Source organism: Roseibium sp. R5 (genome assembly GCF_055755305.1).
Genome location: NZ_CM146910.1, coordinates 3,669,698 through 3,686,652, shown reverse-complemented (window position 1 = coordinate 3,686,652; position 16,955 = coordinate 3,669,698). Strand labels below are relative to the sequence as shown.

The 16,955-nt window shown below is 57.5% G+C and carries 15 protein-coding genes; 8 read left to right on the top strand and 7 right to left on the bottom strand.

The window, feature by feature from the left end; genetic code table 11:
* Entirely contained in the window at positions 1 to 1,605 is a 1,605-nt protein-coding gene (locus tag AC0J4F_RS17330; protein WP_473024152.1) for a cytochrome ubiquinol oxidase subunit I, read from the bottom strand.
* 299 nt (positions 1,606 to 1,904) lie between these two features.
* On the opposite strand from AC0J4F_RS17330, the gene AC0J4F_RS17325 reads away from it, so the two are divergent.
* Positions 1,905 to 2,360, top strand: a complete 456-nt coding sequence (locus AC0J4F_RS17325; RefSeq protein ID WP_473024151.1) for an RrF2 family transcriptional regulator — start codon at positions 1,905 to 1,907, stop codon at positions 2,358 to 2,360.
* A 26-nt stretch (positions 2,361 to 2,386) separates the two neighbouring features.
* On the opposite strand, the gene AC0J4F_RS17320 is transcribed toward AC0J4F_RS17325, so the two are convergent.
* Positions 2,387 to 3,301, bottom strand: a complete 915-nt coding sequence (locus tag AC0J4F_RS17320) for a hydrogen peroxide-inducible genes activator (protein ID WP_473024150.1) — start codon at positions 3,299 to 3,301, stop codon at positions 2,387 to 2,389.
* A 108-nt stretch (positions 3,302 to 3,409) separates the two neighbouring features.
* Here AC0J4F_RS17320 and AC0J4F_RS17315 point away from each other — a divergent pair, with 108 nt between their 5' ends.
* The 4 genes from AC0J4F_RS17315 to AC0J4F_RS17300 all read left to right on the top strand — a co-directional run bounded on the left by AC0J4F_RS17315 (position 3,410) and on the right by AC0J4F_RS17300 (position 7,623).
* On the top strand, positions 3,410 to 4,060 hold the full coding sequence (locus AC0J4F_RS17315) for a peroxiredoxin (RefSeq protein ID WP_473024149.1): 651 nt from the start codon (positions 3,410 to 3,412) through the stop codon (positions 4,058 to 4,060).
* Between the two features lie 539 nt (positions 4,061 to 4,599).
* Positions 4,600 to 5,328, top strand: coding sequence for a hypothetical protein (locus tag AC0J4F_RS17310; protein ID WP_473024148.1), 729 nt, complete (start codon positions 4,600 to 4,602; stop codon positions 5,326 to 5,328).
* Between the two features lie 341 nt (positions 5,329 to 5,669).
* Positions 5,670 to 6,836: an HD-GYP domain-containing protein gene (locus AC0J4F_RS17305; protein WP_473024147.1), complete on the top strand. Its 1,167-nt coding sequence runs from the start codon at positions 5,670 to 5,672 to the stop codon at positions 6,834 to 6,836.
* Positions 6,837 to 7,263: 427 nt separating this feature from the next.
* Entirely contained in the window at positions 7,264 to 7,623 is a 360-nt protein-coding gene (locus AC0J4F_RS17300) for a hypothetical protein (RefSeq protein ID WP_473024146.1), read from the top strand.
* Positions 7,624 to 8,035: 412 nt separating this feature from the next.
* On the opposite strand, the gene AC0J4F_RS17295 is transcribed toward AC0J4F_RS17300, so the two are convergent.
* Entirely contained in the window at positions 8,036 to 9,172 is a 1,137-nt protein-coding gene (locus AC0J4F_RS17295) for a hypothetical protein (protein ID WP_473024145.1), read from the bottom strand.
* Between the two features lie 670 nt (positions 9,173 to 9,842).
* Here AC0J4F_RS17295 and AC0J4F_RS17290 point away from each other — a divergent pair.
* The 3 genes from AC0J4F_RS17290 (at position 9,843) to AC0J4F_RS17280 (ending at position 13,890) form a co-directional block, all read left to right on the top strand.
* Positions 9,843 to 11,477: a hypothetical protein gene (locus tag AC0J4F_RS17290; protein WP_473024144.1), complete on the top strand. Its 1,635-nt coding sequence runs from the start codon at positions 9,843 to 9,845 to the stop codon at positions 11,475 to 11,477.
* 325 nt (positions 11,478 to 11,802) lie between these two features.
* Entirely contained in the window at positions 11,803 to 12,582 is a 780-nt protein-coding gene (locus AC0J4F_RS17285) for a methyltransferase domain-containing protein (protein ID WP_473024143.1), read from the top strand.
* Between the two features lie 315 nt (positions 12,583 to 12,897).
* The gene (locus AC0J4F_RS17280; RefSeq protein WP_473024142.1) at positions 12,898 to 13,890 is read left to right on the top strand and encodes an NAD(P)H-dependent flavin oxidoreductase; all 993 of its coding nucleotides are present in this window, start codon (positions 12,898 to 12,900) and stop codon (positions 13,888 to 13,890) included.
* Positions 13,891 to 14,079: 189 nt separating this feature from the next.
* Here the strand turns inward: AC0J4F_RS17280 and AC0J4F_RS17275 are convergent, their stop codons facing one another.
* The 4 genes from AC0J4F_RS17275 to AC0J4F_RS17260 all read right to left on the bottom strand — a co-directional run bounded on the left by AC0J4F_RS17275 (position 14,080) and on the right by AC0J4F_RS17260 (position 16,953).
* On the bottom strand, positions 14,080 to 14,214 hold the full coding sequence (locus AC0J4F_RS17275; RefSeq protein WP_473024141.1) for a hypothetical protein: 135 nt from the start codon (positions 14,212 to 14,214) through the stop codon (positions 14,080 to 14,082).
* Between the two features lie 195 nt (positions 14,215 to 14,409).
* Positions 14,410 to 15,771, bottom strand: coding sequence for a carbohydrate porin (locus tag AC0J4F_RS17270; protein WP_473024140.1), 1,362 nt, complete (start codon positions 15,769 to 15,771; stop codon positions 14,410 to 14,412).
* Between the two features lie 26 nt (positions 15,772 to 15,797).
* Positions 15,798 to 16,373, bottom strand: coding sequence for an HdeD family acid-resistance protein (locus AC0J4F_RS17265; RefSeq protein ID WP_473024139.1), 576 nt, complete (start codon positions 16,371 to 16,373; stop codon positions 15,798 to 15,800).
* A 133-nt stretch (positions 16,374 to 16,506) separates the two neighbouring features.
* Positions 16,507 to 16,953: an aconitase X swivel domain-containing protein gene (locus AC0J4F_RS17260; protein WP_473024138.1), complete on the bottom strand. Its 447-nt coding sequence runs from the start codon at positions 16,951 to 16,953 to the stop codon at positions 16,507 to 16,509.
* Between the last annotated feature and the right edge of the window lie 2 nt (positions 16,954 to 16,955).

Sequence of the window (16,955 nt, the reverse complement as noted above, 5' to 3'; positions counted from 1 at the left end):
TTACTCCGCTGGCTGGAGACCGGCTGCCGGAGCAGACCGTGAAGCTGAAGGGGCGGAACCGGCGACCGCTGGCTTTTCCGGCACGTCGAGATAAGGTCCCTTGCGGATGTACTTGATCATCAGGCCCATCTCGATGAGGAACAGGACGCTGTAGAGGGCAATGAAGCCGGCAAGCGTCATGGCGACCTGGGTTATGCTCAGGTGCGAGACGGAGAGCGCCGTCGGCAGAACGCCGTCCACGGTCCAGGGCTGGCGGCCATATTCGGCAACGAACCAGCCAAGTTCCGCCGCGACCCAGGGCGCCGGGATCATGATGACGGCCAGATAGAGGGCGGGCCGGGGGAAGGTCATCTTCTTGAAGCTTGCAACATAGAAGAAATAGGCCATGACACCGATGAAGGCGAAGCCGAGACCGACCATGATCCGGAAGGCCCAGAACAGCGGCCAGACGGTCGGCACCGTATCTTCAGCCGCCTTGGCAATGTCGGCCTCGGTGGCCTCCCGCGGATCATCCACATAGCGTTTCAGGAGATAGGCGAAACCGAGATCTTTGCCGTGCTGCTCGAACAGGGCGGTCGCGCTGGCCGGCGCATGGTTCGGATCCTTGCGGATCTCCTTCAGCGCATCATAGGCAATGATCCCGGAGCGGATGCGTGTCTCCGCATCCTCGACAAGCTCGGCAATGCCCGGGATTTCATCGGTTAGCGAGCGCGTGCCGATCAATCCCATCGCATAAGGGATGTGCAGCGCATAATGCGTTTCGCGCGCCTCTTGGTCTGGAAAGCCGAAGGCCGTGAACGACGCGGGCGCTGGCTCGGTCTCCCACATGGCTTCAATGGCGGCGAGCTTCATTTTCTGGGAATGGGTTACCGAATAGCCGCTTTCATCCCCCAGCACGACCACCGACAGCGCTGAGGCCAGACCGAAACTCGCAGCCACGGCGATCGACCGGCGGGCCAGCTCCGAGTGACGGCCTTTCAGCAAATACCAGGCAGAAACACCCAGCACGAAGACGGCTGCCGTGACATAACCGGCCGACACCGTGTGCACGAATTTCGCCTGTGCCACTTCGTTGAAGACAACATCGTAAAAACTCGTCATCTCCATCCGCATGGACAGCGGATTGAACTGAGCGCCGACCGGGTTTTGCATCCAGCCGTTGGCGATCAGGATCCACAGGGCTGAAAAATTGGACCCGATCGCGACCAGCCAGGTGACCGTCAGGTGACCGACCTTGGACAGCTTGTCCCATCCAAAAAAGAACAGGCCGACAAAGGTCGCTTCCAGGAAGAAGGCCATCAGCCCCTCAACGGCCAGCGGCGCTCCGAAGACGTCCCCGACATAGTGGCTGTAATAGCTCCAGTTCATGCCGAACTGGAATTCCATCGTGATCCCGGTCGCAACGCCCAGAACGAAGTTGATCCCGAACAAGGTGCCCCAGAACTTGGTCATCTGCCGCCAGATGAGACGGTTGGTCATGACATAGACCGTCTCCATGATGGCGACGAGGATCGAAAGACCGAGGGTCAGGGGCACGAAGAGGAAGTGATACATGGCTGTCATCGCAAATTGCAGGCGCGACAGCTCGACGACATCGAGTTCCATAGAGAGGCTCCGCTTGAATATGTATTTCAAATACACCTTTAAGAGCTTTGCTAGCACTCACCCAAAATTTTGGCTATACGTAAAAACATTCATATCTACGAAAATATAAAGCCAAATTGACGCACTATGGCTTTGCGGTTGTTTTTATTGTTGAATATAAAATTTGGCGCCACCCTCTGGAAGGAGGTATATGTCGGCGTGGTGCCCTTCAAATATGTCAAGGGCTCTGGATTGTCTGAAATTTGCTTAAAATCCAGAAAAGATGTATCCAATTTATGCATTAAGGAGAGAGGGAAACCATGCGCTTGACGACAAGAACAAATCTGGCGATGCGCACCCTCATGTTTTGCGGGGTTCATCCGCAAAAAGTCGTGACAAAGGGCGAGATCTCCAGGGCCTGTCATGCCAAGGAAACCCATATCGCCCAGGTGGTGAACCTCTTGTCGCAAAAGGGCTATCTGAAAACGACACGGGGCCGCGGTGGTGGGATCTTGCTGGCGCGGACCGCTTCGGAAATCAATGTCGGTGAGGTGATCCGGGCCTTCGAAGACACCACGGCCTTCGCAGAGTGTTTTCAAGGCGCGCAAAACACCTGCCCATTGACACCGGCCTGCCGCCTTAAATCGGCCCTGTCGGTCGCGCTTGGGGCGTTTTATGGCGCGCTGGACGGTCTGACACTGGAAGACCTTGTGGGCGGCAACACCGCGCTTGCCGATCTGCTGGTCCTTAAGCCATCCGCAGGGGCGGCAGCCTGACAGCACTGCGCGCACGTGGCATTCGATCAGCTTTTCGCAGACCTTTGTGCGCCGAGAATCTCCGTCATTGCCGCTGCCAGGCTTGCGATATCCTGCTTTCGGGATGAGTGCTTGCGGCACGCCAGCGCAACCGTCCGGGGCAAGGCGCCTTCTAACGGCACAAGCCTGACATCATATCCCTGCGTGACACCTGCGCGGATCGCCAGATCCGGGAGCAATGTCGTCCCAAGCCCTTCTGCCACCATCGCAACAAGGGTAGGCAGGCTCGTAGCCTCGAAACTGTGGTCCTGCACCGGCCCGTCGTGACCGAACGCGGACAATGCATGCCGCTGTAAGCAATGCCCCTTTTCCAGAAGCATCATCTCAAGCTGAGAAAGGTCGTTCTTGGCAAGGCGTGCGCAAGCAGCCAGCTCATGTGATGCTGGCACTGCAAGTTGATAGCCATCGTCAAACATCGGAAAAACGGCCAAATCACCCAGATCATACGGCAAGGCAATCAAAATGGCGTCGAGCTGCCCACTTTGAAGTGCTGCAATTAGGTCATCTGTGACCGCCTCGCGGAGGTACAGGCGCAAATCCGGATACCGGTTTCGAATATCCGGCAGAACCTGCGGCAGAAGGTAAGGCGCCAGGGTCGGGATGGCTCCAACCCGGACATCGCCGGTCAAAGGCCCTTTCTGGCTGTGCGCATAGTCAACAAAAGCGCGGGCGTCGGACAGGATCGAACGTGCCCGGCGCGCCAACTCGCGGCCGACCGGAGTGAGTTGCACACTGCGCTTGGTTCGGTCCGCAACGCGGACACCGAGCCCAGCCTCCAGCTCCTTGATCCCCACACTCAAAGTGGACTGGGTCACGCGGCAGCGCTCGGCCGCCCGCCCGAAATGCGCCTCTTCGTCAAGAGCTGCCAGGAATTCCAAATGCCGGATGTTTGGTCGATACATGAGCTAACTAATCGAATAAATTGATCACAGTATTAATTTTAATTCGTTTCTTTTTATTTTCAAATTCCTGCAAGTTCAAGCCATCAATCACAAGTGATGGAGTCTCCCATGACGAACCAAACCGATATGCGTCCCGCGTTCCCGGAACTGAACAAGCCAGCTCCAGCGTTCACGGCCCCAACGACGCATGGGCAAATCAGCCTGTCTGACTATCGTGGAAAATGGCTGGTGCTGTTCTCCCACCCGGCCGACTTCACGCCCGTCTGCACCACCGAGTTCATTGGTTTTGCGCAGGCTAAGCCTCAGTTCGACCGGTTGAACTGCGCATTGCTCGGACTGTCGATCGACAGCCACTACGCACACATTGCCTGGATGCGGAACATTGCAGAAAAATTCAATGTTGAGATTCCATTCCCGATCATTGCGGATTTGTCCATGCAGGTCGCCAATGCTTACGGCATGATCCAGGTTGGCGCATCCGACACATCGGCTGTTCGTGCCACCTTCATCATCGACCCGGACGGGATCTTGAGAGCGATGGCCTACTATCCAATGACCAACGGCAGGTCTGTTGCCGAATTCGTCCGCCTGGTGGAAGCACTTCAAATTTCAGATGCCAATAAGGTCGCAACACCGGAAAACTGGCAACCGGGCCAAGACGTCATTGTTCCGCCACCGGCAACCGCGGATCTCGCGAAGACCCGGGCCGGCGAAGGCTACGACTACGTCGATTGGTACTTCTCCAAGCGGGCTCTGTAATCCCGCGACATCCCTATGCTTGGCTGACACTCAGGCCTAATGGCTGAGCGCGGGCATTCAACACTGTAACGTTGGGTGCCCGTTGCATGCCGCCATTTTCGGCAAGGGTTCTAAGACTTAACAGCGGCTATGCCGATCCTATAGCCAAAACCTTTCAGTCCGCTTCCCCCCATTCCGGGAGAAGACACTTCCGGCCCGCTCCGGTCATTTGAACGGACCGCAGCGAAGGACTGCTCCCCGCCCATTCCGCCTACAGCCGTTACCCATCTTAACGACTTGAGGGGCTCGTTTTCGAACTTCGTTGGCCTCATGCTGCACGCGTTCGGCTTCAAGGTGCTGGACAAACCGCGGCCGTTCGGTCCGGCTTCACCAGAATTTCAATCGCCTTTGAATGTCAGGCTGAACCCGCCGGGTCATCGTGGGCTGAAGGCCGGGCGGTGCGGTGTTGTTGCAGAGCTCGGAATACACTTCTTTAATACAAGTGTCTCAACACTGGTTACGCTACGTAATAAATAAACATCAAAACAAGAAGGCTTCCCATGAAGCTGGCACGACCCCAACGGTTCTTTGCCGCGCTTGCAGGCGCTCTCAGCGTTTTTGTTGCGGCACCGGCCGCTGCAAGCGAAGCGCGCCTTGCGTGCCCGCGGGAAATTTCCTTTATCGAAAAGCTGCCGATCGCAGAGACGGTGCTTGACCTCCTGCGCAGCCTTTACGCGGAGATCGGCTGCGATACGCAGTTTACCGCCTATCCGGGGCGCCGCTCTGTCCTAATGTTCAACGCCGGGAAAATAGATGGCCAGTTCGCCCGCCTGCCCATCATCGAGGCGGATTACCGACGCGCGTTTCTAAGATCAGCTCTTCCGGTCAACGAGGCACGGGCGATCGTTTGGCAGCGCAGCTATAGTCATGTGGGAGATGCCAAACCGATTGGGTACACGATCGGGGTCAAGTGGCAGGATGCCTATGACGTTCGCGAAGACGCGACACGCGGTTTTTATTCAACCGTCGAAAAGATTAGGGCCTACGAAAACGGAGCGATCGACCGGTTCATCGAGACGGATCAAAACGTTGAATTGCTGGTGGCTGAGGGGGTGCTCAAACGCCGCCCTGATCCAGTGACCGTGATCAAGGAATTCCGTGCCTTTCATTATGTCGGAGCGGAATTCTCCGAGTTCATGGAGCGCTTTGATGCCGCGCATGCCGCCCTTAAGAAACAGGATCTGGAACGCAGACTTACAAAATTGCACGCACGCCCGGAAAACCGATGAACCTTGCCAAGTGCTGCGGCCCTGTTCCTCCTATGAAAGCCAACCCATTTTACAAAGAGGTCCGCGCGCGGCGATTTAACCCGTCGGCGTCACCCGGTGGCAATTGCGGCCGTTTTCCTTGACCTTGTAAAGTGCCGCAACTGTCTGAAAGCAAACGGCAAGTCATGAAGTACTCCCAGTCAAAATACGTGTAGTCATTTAAAAACAGCCAGCGCCGGTTGCATTGGCTCATAAAAATAAACCCCGCAAATTCTGCCGATCAAAAAAGGTTTTGTTAGGTGGCTTATAGTATTTGAAGACATGTGAAGTCTGCGCAGTCCTGATCGGAGCGGTGGGCGGCCTTGTTTGGCCGGGTCTCGGATCTGGACATCCAGGCTTTCGTTCATCGGGTGCAACAACGGCAGGACTTAAAAACCATGTTCTTGAGGGTTCTTGACAGCAAATTTCCCTACACAAGTGCCCTTCGCCTGGTTGAAGACAGATACGGTTTCTTCGACATCGATATTGAAGACACGATCCAGACATCCGAAGCAGAATACCTCTCGCTTGTCGTCTTTGATCTCAAGATCAACTCCGACCATCAGCGCAGGCGTGTGCAGGACCAGTTGCGCGCGCTGGGAGACGTGCCGATCGTCGTCATTTGCGACGTGAAGTCCCAATCCGAATGCGCCTTCTGGAAAGGGGCGGGGCAGAACACTCTCATTCACAAGAATGAAAAACCCGCCAATATCATGGCCACCATCAGCAAGGTCATGGAAGACTACATTCACGGCATTCGCAACGCGGACAACGCGCCTGACATTGCCATGAAAGCCGCCAACGCCGCCTTGACGAGCATGGCGGAAAGCGTGCGGTCGCGAGAGGCACTCAAAGATCAGATGCTTGATGTTGCGGCCCAGCACATTGTTTCGCTGCTCAACAACAATCGAGCCAGCGACTGGCTCAGCATTGTGGAGATGCATCACAGCCAGACCTTTCAGCATTGCATGACAGTTGCGAGCAACCTCACGCTTTTTTCCATCGGGTTGGGCCTGTCGCCCAAGGAACATTGCCACATGACCAAGGCGGGTCTGATGCACGACCTTGGCAAACTCTTTGTGCCGCTCGATATCCTCGACAAGCCCGGGAAGCTGTCGGCCGAGGAATACAGCGTTGTCAAAGAGCACCCGCGCACCGGGGCCGACTTCTTGTCCGAACACAGCTGTCTGCCGCAGTCGATCATCGACATGACCCGGTCCCATCACGAGTTTCTGGATGGATCCGGCTATCCGGACGGGCTGTCGGCCGATGAGATTTCGCCCATGGTCCGGATGATGACGATTGCCGACATCTTTTCGGCCCTGACCGAAAAACGCGCCTACAAAGAGGTCTACAGTCCCCGGGTTGCCATGGGCATGATGTGGGACATGAAAGGCAAACTAGACCCCGAATTGCTCAAGCAATTTGCCAACATCGTCTGCGGGACACGGGTTGGCAAGGTTGGTGCGCGCCGCAGAGGCGCGGCCTGACGGGCGTTTTCCAGACTGTGCGGTGCCAGACGTTTCGGGCTTCGAATTGCAAGACCTCAGCGGCTCGGATGACCTGTGCGCAAAGAACGAGGACGCCCGCGTGTGACCCGGACATGTGACCAGGAGCTGGACACCATCAAGCGACAGGGGATGGCGCGCGACCCCGAGGTCTGTGCGTGTCCTGATTGTCGTTTGGCCGAACCGGCGTCAGACATCGCAGTGCGTTGCGGCTGCTGGAGGTCCGTGTTTGCCATCTTTGAGGACTGAATTGTCTATGGTTTCGCGTATGTTAGGCTAGCAAGGGTAAGAACACCGTACACTTTGCATCCAAGAGACTTCAAGGTCGGGGCACTCGAGACACTTCCAGCGCTGCCGCAACCAGCGCCTGTCGGGCGTCAAATGTAGATAGGCCTTTCCGGGGGAACAAATGAAAATCGGTCCATTTGTCGGCGCGGCCGTTGTTGCGGTCTTGATTTTATCGAGCACCGCTTCCGCTAAAGGAAAACTTAGCTGCAGTGACCTCACCACTGCAATCATTCAACTTGATGATGTCATTACGCAGTTGACTGACCGGGACATGGTGATCGAAGGCAGCGGCTATGACCGGTCCTTGCGGATCGCAGCTGAAACCGCGCTCCGGTTGGCACATATCGAAGGCAACAGCGCCCTTCAGCGCTATGCCCAAGGCATGATTTCAGGTTGGGAGCTGAAAGACATCGATCGATATATCGCCAATGGTGACGAGATGATCATTCTTTACGACCACCTCTACCGTCGCGATTGTTGAGTCGTCTCCAGCGACGTGTTCCGCTGGTGCGGATCGTAAACCGGAGTGCCGATCCGGCTAACGGCAGGCCCAGGCAGGAAAGTCTCACGAAGACGCATCAAAAACGCCAGTCTGTTCAATTCTTCCCAGCCCATCTCCAAACACCTTGAAAGGCGCCGTCACATTCGAAACACCATGTGTCTTACCTTTCCAAAGTCCAGGGTCGGCAGATGGAGCGTCCCAATTCAGCCGTGGTGCTTCAAACCCCTCTATGATGCACTCCGGTTTTCAGGCGCAAGATAAACAGTCAGTTGGCGACGCCGACGAGCCGAACGGGGAGGGCGGCAAAGGCTTGTCAAACTCCAAGACCACAGATGACAGCTCACAGCTGCTTATTCTCAAATCATACCCAATGGCGGCCGAGTGCGTCGGCTCAGCCGAAAAAAATGAGGTTCTGGAGGTCGGCCTGCACGTTGCCCATGGTGGATTTAATCGAGCGGGTTTCCGACTTCAGGACATTTGTCGAGGCCTTGATGCTGTCGGTCTCGCAGGCGAGCGTGGTGATGTCGTTTTTCAGAGCTGCCAGTTTTGCATCCACGGACACAGCGCCAAACACCGTTTCGTTCAGATTGATTTCCTTGCCGGTCAAACTGAACTCGAACGCGGTGATGCCAACGTCAAAGAGGCCGATGTTGATGTCGAGCGCTGTTGCAATGTTGAGTGTGGCAGCGGCCCGGTAGGAAAAGCCCGCGCCGAAATAAAACTCCAGGAACGTGCCGCGGAAAATCGAGGTGTTGTGGCCCCAGATGTCCTCGAAATTGTCGGCCCGCATGATGGTCGAGTTGTTTTGCGTGATGTCGGCTGTACTGGTGCCGTTGACCTGCAGGTAGAGCGAATTGCCCTCAATATAGACATCAGAGTCTCCATCGTTTGCGATGATTTCGATGCCCTTGTCTCCTGAGTTGTTGACCCCCCTGGCGGTGTAGGTGTCCGGGTCTCCAACACCGGAGCGCAGGCTGATTTTCTTTTTGGCCTTGACGGTGAACTTGTCCCCGGATGTGTTGTCGATCGCACCATTGACCGTCACGAGGGCCATGTTCTGATCACTTTGGATGTGGATCTGTTCGGCCGCATGCACATAGATCTTTTCCCCGGATCGCACCAGAATGCGCCCGTCGCAGGCCAGCAAGATCCCTTGCCGTTTTGTCACGTCGCCGTTTTCGCCAGTTGTCTGCTTGCCCGGTGCGTTGAGGTGTGCCTCGGCGCCGGTCTCATCGGAAATGTGCTGCGCCGGATAGACGTCGGACTGGACCGTGGCCAAGACCCCCGCGCTGTGTCCGGCCTCGGCATCTGCCGGCTCTTCCAGATCCGAGTATCCGCCCAGCCTCAACACCGCGCCGAGCCCCATGTCATCGGCGATTGTTGCGTCGGAGCCAAAGTCTGCCGGAACATAGAAATAGGTGTAGGTGTTCTGGTGATGGGTCCCGGTGCCCTGCGGTTTGACGTTTTTCTTCTCGGGCGTGCCGATGACTTCACGGATCCTGGAGATTTCATCTTCCGTCAAGCTCATGGTTGTCTGTCTTCTTTGAAAAAACCTTGAAAGTTCCCTAACGGTAGATCCTATCGTTCTTGAGCCGGGAAACAATGTTTTATTTCATAAAACTGAAACAATTGTCTTTGCTCCGGAGTCTTAACAATTCGCACTGTCCTTCGGGCCGGGGGGGCTGGACCCAAAGGCGGTTCCGTAACTGGCAGAAGCTGTGGGGTGTTGCAGGCGGTTTGGTCTGCTTCGGTATGGGAGCGCTCTGTCGCCAGACGCATGAGAAAACGGCAGGTCTTCGTCGCCGGATGTCTGGACGGGCAGGGGAGGGCCTTTATTGCAGCTCTGGAAACGAATGGCTCCCCGATACGGTCGGGGATGACATCAGAATTGGGGGCGGGGTTTGGCTTTCGAACTTCGGCTGAAGGCTGCGCTCCTGCGGTGCGTTTGCAAACGCCATTTCGATTGATTTGCCGGCAGAAGTGTCCTTATGTTTTTGGTCACATGGGCTTTTGGACGTCATTCATTGCCTGCGTGCAGGTGACGCTGCTCCAAACCCGGGTTTTCCGTACGTTTTGCTCACACAACAGGGAGCCTTCGGTCCTTGATCACTTCTTGGGAATGTGCCTGCTTTTGTCGGAAACGCAGCCAAATGGTCCCAGTTTCCATGCCGAGGGTGTCAGGGCTCGAATGTTGAAACATGTCAGACTATTTCGACCTTGGACGCTATACGCGGCCTTCAAGTGATGTGGCAGACGCGCAAATCTGGCTGGACCGCGGCCTTGTCTGGACGTTTGCCTACAATCAAGAAGAAGCGATCGCCTGCTTTGAAAAGGCGTTGAGCGCAGATCCTGCCTGTGCGCTTGCATGCTGGGGCATCGCCTATGCAATCGGTCCGAACTACAACAAGGCCTGGGACGTTTTCACACCAGAGGAAAAAGCACCCTCCCTGGCAAAAGCCCATGCGGCCATTGCCGCCGGATTGCGCATTGAAACCCTGATGCCTTTGGAGCGGGCGCTCCTGGAGGCCCTTTTCACGCGGTATCCACGGGATCCGGATCTGGAGGATTACCAGCCGTACACCGATGCCTTCGCCAATGCGATGCGGGAGGTCTACGCAGCCTACCCGAACGACCTTGATGTTGCCTGCATTTTTGCAGAAGCCCTCATGAACCGGACCCCTTGGCAACTCTGGGACTTTCACAAGGGTCTTCCAAACCCGGAAGCGTCGACGGTTGAGGCCATGGACGTTCTGGAACGCGCATTTGACCACATGCCAGGCGCGTGGGACCACCCGGGTTTGTTGCACATGTACATTCACCTGATGGAAATGTCGCCCTATCCGGAACGGGCGCTCCGTCATGGGGACTGTCTCACAGGCCTTGTCCCCGATGCCGGTCACCTGGTTCACATGGCGACCCATATCGATGTCCTGTGCGGTGATTACAACAACGTCCTGTCGCGCAACCTTGCAGCCGTTGCCGTCGATGACCGCTACAAGGACTATGCGGGTGCGGCGAATTTTTATGCCCTTTACCGCATCCATAACCTGCATTTTGCATCTTATGGTGCCATGTTCCTTGGTCAAAAGGCGGCGGCCCTCAAGACGGTCCTGCGCCTGCGGGACGAGGTTCCCGACGAGGTCGTCAGGTCCTATCCGGATATTTTCGAGACCTTCGTTGCTGCCGCGCCGCATGTCTATGTCCGCTTCGGTCTCTGGTCAGAGATCCTGGATCTTGAGCAGCCGGCGGACACGGACCTTTATGTGACAACCCATGCCTTGCTGTATTACGCAAAGGCTGTGGCCTACGCGAATCTTCACCGGCACGCAGAGGCCGAAGAGGCGGCAAAGAATTTCACGGACGCCTATGCGCGGGTGCCTGACACGCGGCTGCTCTTCAACAACACGGCCCGTGATGTTCTGGCCGTTGCCGAAGCCATGATGCAGGGGGAGCTTTCCTTCAAGGCCGGGGATCACCAAGACGGACTGGCGCATCTGCGCCGGGCCGTCGCGCTGGAAGACACTCTCATGTACGAGGAACCCTGGGCGTGGCCGCAACCGACCCGCCATGCCCTTGGCGCCTTGCTGATGGAAGCGGGAAACCATGCGGAAGCCGAAGCGGTTTACCGGGCCGATCTCGGCCTGGATGGCAAACTGCCACGTCCCTGCCAACACCGGCGGAATGTCTGGGCCCTTCACGGATTGCATGAGTGCCTGTTGCTGCGCGGCGAGACCCTCGAACGGCCGCATGTCGAACTGCTCCTGCAGCAGGCCACGGCCCGCGCCGATATTCCCATCAAGGCCAGTTGCCTTTGCCGGCATCGCGCGGCTTGACCGAGCGCGCCCGTGGCCGGTGGACAGAGGGGTTGTGCCGTCTTGGCCGACGGTCTTGTGGCACTGCCGAGGTCCTTCAAAGGTCTGAGGGAGGCATGGGTATCAGCGGGCCGTGAGTGCGACGCCGTCGATTGGCGCTCTTAGCCCAAGTCGGTTACGGGTGCAAACTTCGGTAACGGTCAGCATTAAGCCCATTTTGCCGGATGTTGCAAAATGTCCGAACGTCTTAGCCGACGTCCTGGGACAGTTCCAGCGAAACTCGTCCCACTTTCCGACCAACAAACGCAATGCTAGCGTTGAGGCCAGGACCTGGGAGGATCAATCTATGGGCATGGAATATGACGATGCCGCAGCGGAGCGACTAGAGGCGGTTTACCTCGGGCCGGACGTTGTTTCGCAGCGGGAAGACACGCTCCAAAGGATCTCAGTGCAAAAGGGCGAGCGCGTCTTGGACATTGGAAGCGGACCCGGCTTCCTCGCTGCTCAAATGGCGGATCGAACAGGACCAGAAGGGGACGTTGTTGGCATCGACCTTTCGCCCCAGATGGTACAACGCGCTAGTGCACGAAGTCAGCAGGATTGGCTCAGCTATCGCTGCGCCGATGCGACCGCACTTCCGTTTGAAGACAACTGTTTCGATGTGGTCGTTAGCACTCAAGTGGCCGAGTATGTGCCTGACATTTCGAAGTTTTGCAGTGAGGTTTTTCGCGTTCTCAAACCCGGCGGGCGTGCTCTGGTCCTTGCCACGGATTGGGAGGGCGTCTGCTGGCACAGCGAGCACCCCGACAGAATGGAGAAGGTGCTTAAGGCGTTCGCCCCTCACTGTGCAGACAGTAAATTGCCACGCACCCTTGGCGCTCATCTCCGGAGGGCCGGGCTCATCCTGGAGGATGTCAGCTATTTCCCCATCATAAATGTCGACCGATATGACGGCTGTTACGGAGAAGGGACTGTGCCATTCATCGTGGCTTATGTCAGCGGACAGAGAACCGTGCCCGACGCAGAGCTTCGGGCTTGGGCAGATGAGCAAACCTCCCTCAACGCGCGAGGTGAGCATTTTTTCTCGACCGGCAGATTCAGCTTTGCCGTCCGCAAGCCTGTGTGACCCGCAAGCAGCCATTGGCGCTATCGCAGCGAATGCACATTTTGTCCGCAGTCCGAACCTCCGGGCAAAGCGCAGCGAAGACCTGATCTGCGCTGTTGGTCTTTGCGCTCAGTTCTCGAACGATATGGCGGCCCTTTGGCCCGTCGCCCTCGATGATCCCGTTCGGTCCTGACCGGTCACGGGTGCACCGTTTCAGTGAAGATCAACTCTGAGCCCGCTGTGACCAATGCTGCAAGGTCTTTAACAGTCCGCTTTGAATATCTGGGGCGATGTGCCAAATTTTTGCCGGCGCAAAAGCCCCAGGGACCCTGAGCCATGAAGACACACTTCTGCGAAACTTTTGGAATTGAACATCCGGTCGTCCTGGCTCCAATGGCAGGCGTGACCTCAGACGCATTGGTCGCCGCCGTGAGCAATGCGGGTGGGCTCGGTCTGGCCCCGCTTTGGCATGTTGGCGCAGACGCGCTTCGAACGTCCGTGCGCACGATCAAACACCTGACCGACAAACCGTTCGGCGTGAACCTCAACATGGCTTTCCCCAGCATGGCGCATCTCGACGCCTGCCTGGAAGAAGGTGTCGAGATAATTTCCCTGTTCTGGCGGCAGCCTGGAGAATTTATGGACCGCGCCAAATCGGCCGGTGCGAAAGTCATTTACAGCGCTGGCGACGCTGCGGATGCAAAAGCAGTTGCCGAACGCGGGGCAGACGCGATTTGCGCCCAAGGTTGGGAAGCCGGCGGGCATGTGCGCGGGACGGTCGCCAGCATGGCCCTCATACCAGCAGTCGTTGATGCGGTCGGTGACGTTCCGGTCGTGGCAGCCGGCGGAATTGCGGATGGGCGAGGATTGGCGGCCGCGCTTTCCCTGGGGGCCTCCGCCGTCTGGGTCGGGACCAGATTTCTTGCCGCATCCGAGGCCAATGTCCACCCGGACTATCTGTCCCACCTGATAGCCGCTTCGGAGAACGATACGGCCCATTTTGACAGTCTGTTCGAGATCGGCTGGCCGGAGGCGCCGCACAGGGTCTTGAAAAACAGCACAAGCAAACTGTGGGAAGATTCTGGATGCCTGCCGCTTGGCCAAAGACCGGGAGAAGGAGATGTCGTCGCCTCAACGTCAACAGGGGGCGACGTCTTAAGATATCAAAGCAAAACGCCTTCCGGTGACTTGACCGGGAACGTCGAGGCCATCTCGATGTGGGCCGGGCAGGGCGTTTCGATGGTCAGGGACGTGCAAGACGCAAGCGACATTGTTCTGGATATCGTCGAGGAAGCGAAGGTCACTTTGCAACGCCTTCGGTGTGACTGATTGCACGCGGTTCCAAAAGGCGGACGTCGGAGAAGACCCGGCGAAAGCGTGCCTTGTCCGCCGTCCGGACCCTCGTTCATACGCCTCCGAAGGCCTGATCTGCGTTGTCCGACCATTGACCTTTAAGACTTCACCGGCTTCGGGGGCGTTTTGAAGCTGCCTTGCGCGTTTCAAGCCCGGCTTGGGTGATCACCCGTCTTCCAATACCTTTTGGACCCGCGCGCGGCCGGCTTCCTTGGCTTCCAGTTGTGCGAGTTCGGTTTCCAGGCGCATGAAAAACGGCAGGTAATCGTGGCCGAATTTCTGGACCAAGAGGGGCGTCACCTTCAGGGCGGCCTTCAGACGTGCGGTGTCGATTGGCGCTCTCGGCCCTATGGAGACCTCAGATCATTAACTTGCGAAGGTCTGCTTTGCCGAGCGGACACGCTTGCGCACTTGGACATGAGAGTCCGGACAGGGCCAGCGGCAAAGCGCAGCTGCGCCGCTTGCCAGCTCTGTCTTTCTAAGCTCAAGTGAGCATCAGAACGACGTCACCGCCCGGATCGAAAACACATGCGCGCTGTCAAAGGCGCGCGTACTGGCCGGATTGATGACGGCTTGATAGGCCAGTGTCGTGTCGAGATCCGGCAAAAGCGGGAACCGGTAGAAGGTCTCGATGCTGTATTCGTCGCGCGTTCCAGGAGAGGCTGAATCGATCCAGTTGAATTGCGCACCGATGACGTCATCGTCGAAGGAGTATTGCCCGAAGGGCTGGTAACGCAGCAGCGCCAGCGCCGCCTGGTTGTCATAGGTTGCGGCACCGTCAAAGCTGCCGCCGTAGCGGCCGACAACAACTGTTTTGCCATCCGCCGTCAGTTCCTGCGACAGGACGGCTGCCATACCCCAACCGTCTTCCCCCGTGTTTCCGTTGCTTGGGGCACCATTGAATGTTCCGTCCGTGTGCCAGATCAAAAATTTCGAATAGCTGGCCTTGTCGGTTCGGGGGAAGAGTTTCAACCCCACTTCCGCGGCCTTGTAGAAGTCGCCCTGGTAGATCTTGCCGAAATTGAAGCGGTTTCCATTGGCATCTCCAATCAGACCTGCGATGTAGGCCCGCTGATCGGCAAAATAGTAAGCGGCCGCGGCGCCCAAACCGGAATCCGCGTAGCCCGCAACGAACTGTCCGGTGCCGGCATTGGACAAAAAGGTTGTGTTCGGTGTGATATGCCGGTTGGTCTGCAACATGGCATCCATTGTGATCTTGCCAACGCGAAACACCCAGCCAGCCTCGGGACTGCCCATCCGATAATACAGGTTCCGGAGGATGAAAGCCTGGGGTTTGTAGGCTGCGAAGGAGTTCGCCGTTCCGCCTGCTGTGCCCACACTTGCAAACCCCAGGTTCTGCGGTCCAATCGGGCCGTAGTCCCAGCGGCCCTCAACTCCGAAGGTCACCGCGCCCTGAGTCGGCTGCCCGCGGTTGAAGAGTTCCCAGGTGCCGACAAAATCCATGTCGGTCGCCCCGCCATGGCGCGGCGTGCCTTGAATGTTGTTGGTTGTGTATTGCCCGACCGTGTGGAAGGAGAGGCCGAGCCTGAGGCCAACCGCCTCATAAATCGAATCCATCGCGGAGGCATACGCATCCCGGAACGGTTGAATCGGAGAAACAGGAATCACACCACGGCGCGGGGTGCGGCTGGCCTCAATCTGGTTGAGGAGAATGCCGGGGTCTTGGTCGCTTTCCACCCAACCCACAGCGATCCGCTGGTTCGGCGTTGCAATCGCCTGCGCCTCGGTCTCCTGACCAGCAAGAGCCGTGCTGTTCGCTGATAACAGGCCAACGCCCGAAACAATTGCCAGCGACAGAACACGAACGGGCAAATTCCACTTGATGGCTTGCTGCATAAAGATCCCCCAATCCTGCATTTGCTTCAGCCTTTTCCTGCTGCTGTGGCCAGCATCAGATAGGACAGGCCGGCCCCAAGAAGGTTCACACCGACCAAAAGGCCGATGGCCCATGCCGCCGTGCTCGGCAGACCGGCGATCAGAAGCACCCCGGCCAGAATGGCGACAAGGGCGCTGAACACGATCCAGCCCCAGCCGTCCATCGGTTTGAGCTTGAAGCCCATGGCCAATTTCACGGCGCCTTCAAGGATGAACAGGAAGGCCAGCAGAAGCGTCAGCGAGATGATCCCGGTGAGCGGGAAGAAGGCGAGCCACCCACCAACAAAGACATAGAGCGCGCCCACCAAGAGGTTGCCGAGCAGGCTCTTCCAGGTGTTCATTGAAAACGACCGGACAATTTCTGCAATGCCGCCGATCAGGAACAGCCAGCCGATCATGATTTTCGCGGCGATGGTCGTTGCAAACGGAAATCCGATTGCAACAATTCCCAGCACGATCAGCAAAATGCCGAACCCGATGACCCAGCTGCGATTTTCGCGAATTACGGCCAGGATTTCGGCCGCCTCGCCAGCAAGTGCCAGTTGTGCATCTGTGTTTGCCATGAATGCGCCCCCGCTCCGATGCCCGCGTCTGCAGGCCGTTTCAAAGCCTGCAGGCCGGTTTAAAGCCTGCAGGCCGGTTTAAAGCCGGAGATCGCCAGGCTGGTCCGCCGGCCGATCCCCGGTCTTTGATGCGTCAGCCGACGGTAACGGTGCCGTCCTCGGCAATGGCGATCTTGTCGCCGGTCTTGACGGCTTCGAGGAAGTCGTCGCCGAGCTGGTCGACGGTGATGACCCGCCGGTCGTACCAGATGTCATCAATAATGAGGCCGCCGGCCGCGACGCTGTCGATGTGCTCTGAAAACAGCATCGCCTTGAGACCGAGCCCGAGCGAGTTCATCCCCATCAGCGTCAGCCCCCCCAAGGTGGAGCCGACGGTCTGTGTTGTGCACAAGATCGCGCCCTTCAGCTCCTTCTCGAACAGCTCCGGGTTGTTGGCGTCGGTGCAGGGCGCGGTCTCGCTGTTCCCGCCAAACATGTTTTCCATGTAGGAGCCGCTGGTGTTGAAGGCTTGCTTGGAAACGAGCGCTTCACCTTCCAGGCTGCCTGCGAGGACTGGACGTCCTTTGAAAGTCGTTGCCATTG

Bases quoted from the DNA above. Each gene is read 5' to 3' on its own strand.
- AC0J4F_RS17295 (WP_473024145.1), bottom strand. From the start codon at position 9,172: ATGAGCTTGACGGAAGATGAAATCTCCAGGATCCGTGAAGTCATCGGC.
- AC0J4F_RS17285 (WP_473024143.1), top strand. From the start codon at position 11,803: ATGGGCATGGAATATGACGATGCCGCAGCGGAGCGACTAGAGGCGGTT.
- AC0J4F_RS17315 (WP_473024149.1), top strand. From the start codon at position 3,410: ATGACGAACCAAACCGATATGCGTCCCGCGTTCCCGGAACTGAACAAG.
- AC0J4F_RS17330 (WP_473024152.1), bottom strand. From the start codon at position 1,605: ATGGAACTCGATGTCGTCGAGCTGTCGCGCCTGCAATTTGCGATGACA.
- AC0J4F_RS17290 (WP_473024144.1), top strand. From the start codon at position 9,843: ATGTCAGACTATTTCGACCTTGGACGCTATACGCGGCCTTCAAGTGAT.
- AC0J4F_RS17280 (WP_473024142.1), top strand. From the start codon at position 12,898: ATGAAGACACACTTCTGCGAAACTTTTGGAATTGAACATCCGGTCGTC.
- AC0J4F_RS17310 (WP_473024148.1), top strand. From the start codon at position 4,600: ATGAAGCTGGCACGACCCCAACGGTTCTTTGCCGCGCTTGCAGGCGCT.
- AC0J4F_RS17300 (WP_473024146.1), top strand. From the start codon at position 7,264: ATGAAAATCGGTCCATTTGTCGGCGCGGCCGTTGTTGCGGTCTTGATT.
- AC0J4F_RS17270 (WP_473024140.1), bottom strand. From the start codon at position 15,771: ATGCAGCAAGCCATCAAGTGGAATTTGCCCGTTCGTGTTCTGTCGCTG.
- AC0J4F_RS17260 (WP_473024138.1), bottom strand. From the start codon at position 16,953: ATGGCAACGACTTTCAAAGGACGTCCAGTCCTCGCAGGCAGCCTGGAA.
- AC0J4F_RS17265 (WP_473024139.1), bottom strand. From the start codon at position 16,373: ATGGCAAACACAGATGCACAACTGGCACTTGCTGGCGAGGCGGCCGAA.
- AC0J4F_RS17325 (WP_473024151.1), top strand. From the start codon at position 1,905: ATGCGCTTGACGACAAGAACAAATCTGGCGATGCGCACCCTCATGTTT.
- AC0J4F_RS17320 (WP_473024150.1), bottom strand. From the start codon at position 3,301: ATGTATCGACCAAACATCCGGCATTTGGAATTCCTGGCAGCTCTTGAC.